7 protein-coding genes are annotated in these 6,231 nt (G+C 59.2%); 2 read left to right on the top strand and 5 right to left on the bottom strand.

All coding sequences use genetic code 11. The features are described from left to right. Positions 1–89: 89 nt before the first annotated feature. The 5 genes from Q8K05_RS15890 to Q8K05_RS15870 all read right to left on the bottom strand — a co-directional run bounded on the left by Q8K05_RS15890 (position 90) and on the right by Q8K05_RS15870 (position 4,653). The gene (locus Q8K05_RS15890; RefSeq protein WP_305247587.1) at positions 90–1,451 is read right to left on the bottom strand and encodes an exo-alpha-sialidase; all 1,362 of its coding nucleotides are present in this window, start codon (positions 1,449–1,451) and stop codon (positions 90–92) included. Between the two features lie 75 nt (positions 1,452–1,526). Further along, positions 1,527–2,504 carry a beta-ketoacyl-ACP synthase III gene (locus Q8K05_RS15885; protein ID WP_305247586.1) on the bottom strand — a complete coding sequence of 326 codons (978 nt, stop codon included), beginning with the start codon at positions 2,502–2,504 and terminating at the stop codon, positions 1,527–1,529. Positions 2,505–2,507: 3 nt separating this feature from the next. After that, on the bottom strand, positions 2,508–3,620 hold the full coding sequence (gene plsX, locus Q8K05_RS15880) for a phosphate acyltransferase PlsX (protein WP_305247585.1): 1,113 nt from the start codon (positions 3,618–3,620) through the stop codon (positions 2,508–2,510). A gap of 85 nt (positions 3,621–3,705) precedes the next feature. Continuing rightward, positions 3,706–3,888, bottom strand: coding sequence for a 50S ribosomal protein L32 (gene rpmF / locus Q8K05_RS15875; RefSeq protein ID WP_293470865.1), 183 nt, complete (start codon positions 3,886–3,888; stop codon positions 3,706–3,708). 222 nt (positions 3,889–4,110) lie between these two features. After that, the gene (locus Q8K05_RS15870) at positions 4,111–4,653 is read right to left on the bottom strand and encodes a DUF177 domain-containing protein (protein ID WP_305247584.1); all 543 of its coding nucleotides are present in this window, start codon (positions 4,651–4,653) and stop codon (positions 4,111–4,113) included. 25 nt (positions 4,654–4,678) lie between these two features. On the opposite strand from Q8K05_RS15870, the gene Q8K05_RS15865 reads away from it, so the two are divergent. Together Q8K05_RS15865 and Q8K05_RS15860 are read left to right on the top strand one after the other, a co-directional pair. After that, positions 4,679–5,317 (top strand): Maf family nucleotide pyrophosphatase, encoded by a 639-nt coding sequence (locus tag Q8K05_RS15865; RefSeq protein WP_305247583.1) that lies wholly within the window; start codon positions 4,679–4,681, stop codon positions 5,315–5,317. Beyond that, positions 5,314–6,081: an SAM-dependent methyltransferase gene (locus tag Q8K05_RS15860; protein WP_305247582.1), complete on the top strand. Its 768-nt coding sequence runs from the start codon at positions 5,314–5,316 to the stop codon at positions 6,079–6,081. The genes Q8K05_RS15865 and Q8K05_RS15860 overlap by 4 nt, the downstream gene beginning before the upstream one ends. Positions 6,082–6,231: the final 150 nt, after the last annotated feature.

Genomic DNA, 6,231 nt, shown 5'->3' with positions numbered 1-6,231 from the left:
CCACGCCCGCAATGCCCATGGCAATGCCGATGGGCACGCGCACCGCCATCAGCGCAAACATGCCCACAAAGCCCAGCAGGGCCACCAGATCAGTCAGGGGCGGAAGCATGAATCAGGGCTGCCGGGGCAGCTGGAATGGGTTGCAGGGGGTCGAAACGCACATGCTTGATACGCGTGCGGTGCCATGTGTACACCAGATGGATGTAACCATCGCGGCTTTGCAGCAAATAAGGGTATGAAAATTCCTGCAGGCAGTTGTCTGCGCTGCAAAGCTGTCGCTTGGCGCTGGCAACATAGATTTTTATCTGCGCTTCGCTGGCCCCGTGCGCCTTGAGTTCGCTACCCAGCAAACGTTCATAGTCGCCCGGCGAAGGACGTGTTTTCGGGGTGGCGGACGACTCCACAATCCACGGCTGCGCGCCCTTAAAACTGCCCCCGGTACTCGACGACAACAGCGCAAGCGTTTCACGGTCTTTGGGCGCCGGATTCAAGGCCAGCCACTGCACGCCGGTTCGGGACACGACCCCGGCCAACGCTGAATCAGGGTTCGGCCAAGTGCTGGCATGGCTTGACAACCAGGTCTTGCCAGCATTCTCCGTCGCGGATGCCATCAGGACCTTGGCTTTGCCCGAGCGCATGTAGATTTGCGCCTGTTTCGGACCGGCTACCAACACCACCGGTTGCAGGCTGCCCTGGCTGCCGGGGATACGGACTTTGTCGACCACCTGCCCTTGCGGATTGATCCGCAGCACTTCAGCAAATTTTGTCACGAACTCATGATAGGTCGGCAACCCGGTCTGGCCATCCTGGTAGGCGATGGGCGCCCCTTTGACCAGTGTGCTGATATTGAGGAAAGGCGACGTCACCAGTCGACGGGGCTCGCTCCAGGTGGCCCCGTCGTCCATGGAGCGGGTCCAGGCAATGGAACTGCCAGCCCATCCGCCCAGGGAAACATTGACCATCCAGAGGTGGAGCGATCCATCGGGCGCGCGGGCGATCACCGGATTGCCCAGTTTTTTGACGTAGCGCCAAAGCCCTTGCTGAATTCGCTGCCGGTCGAAAATCACACTTTCCTCACCCCAGCGCAAGCTCGCTGCATCCATCACAGCGCTTCGGATGGAAACGTCTCCCGCACCTTCGCGGGAGCCTGAAAACCAGACCGCCCGCAAGCGGCCGTCATTCAACTCGACGATGGAAGCGGCATGCACGGCCAGGCCTGGTGCAGCGGAGACAAAATTTGCGTCGAACCGGAAGTTGCTGCCACGCGACTGCCGCTGCAGACTTGCGGTTGAAGAATATTTGGTGGCATCGTTCGGGGCGCTTGCCGACGATGCACCCTGCTGGGTCACCGGCACAAAGGTCGCAGCAGGCGAGCGGTTAAACGTTTTCCACCCGGCCAATGCAAACGCCGTCAGCAACAAGAGGGCCGTAACACGATCCACTCGGGCCATCGGACCAGTTTGTCTGAAGTTCAAGCGGCCACCTGTCGCCTGTCAGGGCCGGGCTGACGCAGTGCTGCAATCATCTCAGTACGTGAGAAGAACGGAACCCCACGTAAAACCGCCACCCACGCCCTCAAGCATGAGGGTATCGCCCTTCTTAACTTTTCCGCTGCGCACGGATGCATCCAGCGCAAGCGGGATGGATGCCGCAGACGTGTTGCCATGCTGGTCAAGCGTGACGATCACCTTCTCCAGCGGAATCTTCAGCTTCCTGGCAGTACTCTGCATGATGCGGAGATTGGCCTGGTGGGGGATCATCCAGTCGATATCTGCTTCGGTCATGTTCGCTTTGGTCAGGGTGGCACGGGCCGTGCTCTCGAGCAGACCCACAGCCAGCTTGAACACGGCCTGCCCGTCCATTTTCAGGAAAGGGTCGCCCAGTGTCTGACCGCCCGATACATGGCCGGGTACGCACAAGATACCGACATGCTTGCCGTCAGCGTGCAGGTCGCTGGCAAGGATGCCGGGGGTGTCGGACGCTTCGAGCACCACCGCGCCCGCGCCATCGCCGAACAGCACGCAGGTAGTCCGGTCTGAAAAATCCAGAAGACGCGAAAACACTTCGGCGCCTATCACCAGCGCCTTCGTGGCTGAACCGGTTTTGATCATGGCGTCGGCCACGGTCAATGCAAAGATGAATCCACTGCAAACAGCCTGGACATCAAAGGCAGGACAACCGGCAATACCCAGCTTGTTTTGCAAAATGCACGCCACCGACGGGAACACCATGTCCGGCGTTGACGTCGCAACAATGATGAGATCAATGTCCGAGGGCAGCAAGCCGGCCGCTTCCAGTGCATTTTTTGCAGCCTCTACGCCAAGATCGCTACTGGAAACATCGGGTCCGGCGAAATGGCGGGCCTGAATGCCCGTGCGCGCCACAATCCATTCGTCGGAGGATTCAACCCCCTTGGTGGCCAGTTCGGCAGCCAGTTCGGCGTTGGTCAGTCGGCGCGGTGGCAAATAGCTACCAGTGCCGGTAATACGTGAGTAACGGGTCATGAATTAATGTGCCGGAGTTGAAACGGGTGAGTCGACTGCCATCGAAAAAGCCGCAGGCGCCACACTGAGCGACGGCGCCCCTCGTGCCGCGACCAGCAAAGGAGCGGCATGGGCAATGCGTTCGCGAACTCTCTCAAGCAAGTTGTTCCGAGCCGCATCATAAGCCCGATTAAGCGCCCGCTCAAACGCAAACGCATCTGCGGAACCATGACTCTTGAACACCAGGCCCTGCAGGCCCAGCAGTGCAGCCCCGTTGTAACGACGATGGTCAACGCGATTTTTAAATGCAGTTAACACCGGATAGGCGACGATAGCTGCAATTTTTGTAAATATATTGCGAGAAAATTCCGCCTTGATAAAGCTGCCGATCATGCTGGCCAAACCTTCGCTGGCCTTGAGCGCCACATTCCCCACAAAGCCGTCGCACACCACAATATCTGTCGTGCCCTTAAAAATATCATTACCCTCGATATTTCCATAGAAATTCAGATCGCCGGAATTAGACGCCGATCGCAACAATTTTCCGGCTTTTTTGATCACTTCGCTGCCTTTTATCGCCTCTTCGCCGATATTCAGCAAACCGACACTGGGCGCAGGATTGTTGCCGATGGCCGCGACCAGCGCCGACCCCATCACCGCGAACTGCAGTAAGTGCTCTTCGGTGCAGTCCACATTGGCCCCCAGATCCAGCACGGTGGTGGCACCACCCGTCGCGTTGGGCAACTGCGAAGCGATGGCTGGCCGATCGATACCCTCGACGGTTTTGAGTACATAGCGGGCTATAGCCATCAGGGCGCCGGTATTGCCGGCCGACACGGCAACCTGGGCAACACCCTCCTTGACCAGATTTATCGCCACCCGCATCGACGAATTTTTCTTTCGCCGCAGGGCAATATCCAGGGGATCATCCATCGTGACGACCTCACTGGCGGCAACTATCTGGCAGCGGGCGTGTGATTGCAGCTGGGCATGCAAGGGATGCGCAGCCAAGACCTCCGGCAGCCCCACCAGCATCAGCGAAGCCTCTGGATGCGCATCCAGAAAAGCCAGGCAAGCCGGGAGCGTAACGGCGGGACCGACATCCCCGCCCATGGCGTCGACAGCAATCCTGATCATAAGAAGACCGGTGCAGTCAAGTATTTGACTTTTGGAAAAAGAAAGGCCCGCAGGATGAGTGCGGGCCAGTGCTTAAAGCGCGAAATCAGGCTTCAGATTTGGTTTTCAACACTTTGCGACCACGGTAAAAACCGGTGGGGCTGATGTGGTGACGCAGATGGATTTCGCCGGTGGTGGACTCCACAGCAATACCCGGCACGTTCAGTGCATTGTGCGAGCGGTGCATACCGCGCTTGGAAGGTGACTTTTTGTTTTGCTGGACGGCCATAATTCGCTCCTGACGGGATGCAGTGTTGGTAAATTACGCACCAAATTTCGGATTCTGGTGACTGGACTCCTGTATTAATCAACAAGAGGCAGCACACTACATTGGTACGCGAAGCCTCAGATTATAGCGTGAGACTGAGCCGCTTTTATCCAGACTGATTCACCCGACTCATGGGCTGCGCCAACGCGCACCCATCGACGCTGAAAATCAGCCTTGATTCGCTCATTTTTCTTTTTTAAGCTGCGCCAGCAACGCAAAGGGATTCGGTTTCTCATTCGCTTCGCCCGCCAGCGCATCCTCGCCAGCCCGCAGCACGGGGGCCTCCGGGCACTCGTCGTGCATGGGCACCAGCGGCAGCGCCATCAGCAACTCGTCTTCCAGCACGGCAAGCAGATCAAACTGCGGCGCCATGACCAGCAGGTCTTCTTCTGACGCGTCGTCTTCGGCCATGGCGACCTCTTCGCTGGCCACAAAGCGGTACCACTGATCCACTTCCAGCGGCGTCAGCACAACACCCATGCATCGCTGACAAGTCAGCGGAAACGCCACTTTGGCCTGCAGGTGCAGCCACAACTGGTCGTCGGCACCGGCACAGGGTCGCAGCTCGGCCCGGGCCTGCCAATGCACGGCCGAATCGGGCTGAAGGTCTTGCGCCTCTTGCGCAAGACGCTCCATGTTTTGTAGCAAAGTGCTGGCGATGAAGGGCACGCCCTCCTGGGCAAGGGCCTGTATGTTGAGCCGCGTGGCTTGAAGAGATCTGGTCATGTGTGCAGTGTAAGAGAATCAGGGCATGAACCCTGAAACCTCACTGGTCGCCGCACCACCTAAAACCCGCGCCTTAGTACTGGGCTCGACCTCGCGCTACCGCTGCGAACTGCTGCAGCGCCTGCAAATTCCGTTTACCATCGCCGCGCCCGAGGTGGACGAGACCCCGTTGCCTGGAGAAACCCCTCGCGGCCTGGCCGAGCGCCTGGCCTTGGGCAAGGCGCGTGCGGTTGCGAGCAACTTCCCCCAAGCTGTTGTCATTGGCGCCGACCAGGTAGCCGACCTGAATGGCCTGCCACTGGGCAAACCAGGCACCCATGAACGGGCGGTGGAGCAATTGCGCCAGATGCGGGGCCAGACTGTGGTTTTTCAGACTGCGCTGGCAGTGGTGTGCCTCGAAAGCGGGTTTGAGGAGAGCAGCCTGGCCGCAGTTCGGGTGAGGTTTCGCGATTTGACGGACTTCGAGATTGAAAACTACCTGCGCGCCGAGCAACCCTATGACTGCGCCGGCAGCGCCAAAAGCGAAGGCCTGGGCATTGCGTTGCTCGAATCAATTGAAAGCGATGACCCCACCGCACTGGTCGGACTACCCCTGATCCGCACCTGCAAAATGATCCAGGCAGCCGGCGTGGTCCTGCTGGGTAACCAGGAGGTCTCAGCATGAGCAGCATCACAAAAGGAAAACTCTACCTGGTTCCAGCTCCGCTTGATTTCGGCTGCGACATAGAAGCCCCGCTTCAAGACGTGATGCCTTTAGGCACGCTGCAGATCGCGGCCCGTCTGTCCTGCTGGATTTGCGAGAACGCAAAAAGTACGCGTGCCTATTTAAAACGTATCAACGAACTGCAGCCCCTGGCCAATCCGGTGCAGATGCAACAAATTCAGGAACTCCCACGGGAGGTTCACAAAAAAGGAGACCACACCGGCAATTTTGACGCGCGCCCCCTGCTCGCGCTAGCGATGGAAGGGCGCGACATGGGCCTGGTCAGCGAAGCGGGCATGCCCGCCATTGCCGATCCGGGCTCTTCGGTCGTGCGTGCCGCGCATGACCTCGGCCTGCAGGTGGTGCCGCTGACGGGACCCATGTCGCTGATGCTGGCGCTGGCCGCGAGCGGACTGAACGGCCAGAACTTCGCATTTGTCGGCTACCTGCCGCAAGACGCAGGCGGCCGCTCCCAGCGCATCCGGGAACTGGAGTCGCTGGCGCTGAAAACCGGCCAGACCCAGCTCTTCATTGAAACACCCTACCGCAACGCCGCCCTGCTGCAGGCGCTGCTGCAAACGCTTCAGGGCAATACCCGGCTGGCGCTGGGCTGCGGCCTGACGATGGACAAGGGCGTGTGCCGCAGCGCGCAGGTGAGCATCTGGAAGCGCGACAAGCCCGCTGTCCCGCTGGATCTGCCTACCGTGTTCTGTATTGGCCGCTGAGCCGCCATCGCCCATAAAAAACCCGCAGGCTGCGTAATGCCAGTCAGTTAAGAACTGACTGGCATTTTTCTTGGGTATTTGGAAGCCCTGTGCTTGACAACTCTGGGGCAAGTGCGGGGTCGCCGCGGCGGCAAAAGAAAAATGGCGGCT

Source organism: Polaromonas sp., assembly GCF_030682935.1.
In the GTDB taxonomy this organism is placed as follows: Bacteria; Pseudomonadota; Gammaproteobacteria; order Burkholderiales; family Burkholderiaceae_C; genus Polaromonas.
The sequence above is the reverse complement of the archived record's forward strand: the minus strand, read 5'-3'. Positions and strand labels throughout refer to the sequence as shown.